This is a genomic window from Alteromonas sp. KUL150 (assembly GCF_009811475.1).
GTDB lineage: Bacteria > Pseudomonadota > Gammaproteobacteria > Enterobacterales > Alteromonadaceae > Alteromonas > Alteromonas gracilis.
The window spans coordinates 1-1,067 of record NZ_BLIJ01000097.1; the positions used below are offsets into that span (position 1 = coordinate 1).

Sequence of the window (1,067 nt, forward strand, 5' to 3'; positions counted from 1 at the left end):
TCCGGCTACCCGATTATGTTCGACCGTAAAACTTCCTGAGTACTACTTCAGTTTTGTTTAGTTCTGAAGTGACCGACTTGAATCCGCCTTCAAGAAAGAAAGAGAGGTTTTGAGTAATAAAGTCTATATCAAGAGCAAGGATCTTCTGGTAACCAGATGTTCTATGTGCATCTCGTTCTCGCAACTTTTCCAAGCCATCCAAATAACAAATGGATTGCTCTATTGTAAATGGCTCACTTAACTTTGTTGCACCAAATGTTGTTAGAAGACCAAAGCCCCAGTGTATGCCCTCAAATCCAATAAAAATATCTGGATTCTTAAACCTAACTTTAAACGGGTTGATATAAGTGCCGCCACAAACGATACACTCTTTAAGAGCATACTCTTGGGCTACAGCGTCAAAAGACGACCGACAACGACTTTTAAACAAATCAACTTGAGCTTGGTTATTCATACTAGAACATAACTTTTAAATAAGGGGCGCAGGCACGTGGGGCATAATGGCGAAGCCGCCCAGCGTGTATGCGTCCCAGCCCGCGAAGCGGGCGAACTTGATTTTTTTGTTATGTGCCAACATAGCCACTGAGACCAATGAGTTCAAAAAGAGTTTTCTCTAGAGCTTCTAGTTCTTGCTCACGATCAAAGCCTTTGCAACCATGATAGTGATGCACTGTTTTTATATCGCCTGCAAATTGTAAAGATAACACTGTGCTTGGATGATCGGTCCATTCTTCTCTACAAGGGCTTTCTTCTCCTTCTCCAGTCCATCCGTAGTCATCGCGGAATTTATAAAAGCTGTTCTCATCGAGAAGTCGAAGAATTCTTTGAAAAAGTTCAGGATTATCGGGAAGTCGATATGTCCCCTCTAATTCAGTATGAGCATCCCCGCTATAAACAATTACTCCATCAGAGAAGACGTTAACTTTATAAGCTGGGCATGTGCCAAAACAAGCAGTGGTTTCCATGCTAAAAACATCTGCTGGACTAGGATTAGCCAGCAATCCAGTAGATATAAAGGACAATAAAAAAATAACGTATTTCATAGTTTCATCCTTGGCACATAACGC

General features: G+C 41.4%; 2 protein-coding genes. Both read right to left on the bottom strand.

The genetic code is table 11. The features are described from left to right. Positions 1-13: 13 nt before the first annotated feature. Positions 14-454, bottom strand: a complete 441-nt coding sequence (locus GVO62_RS19230) for a hypothetical protein (RefSeq protein ID WP_159120621.1) — start codon at positions 452-454, stop codon at positions 14-16. 109 nt (positions 455-563) lie between these two features. Beyond that, on the bottom strand, positions 564-1,067 hold a 504-nt coding region (locus tag GVO62_RS19235), incomplete at its 5' end, for a DUF6438 domain-containing protein (RefSeq protein WP_236547245.1).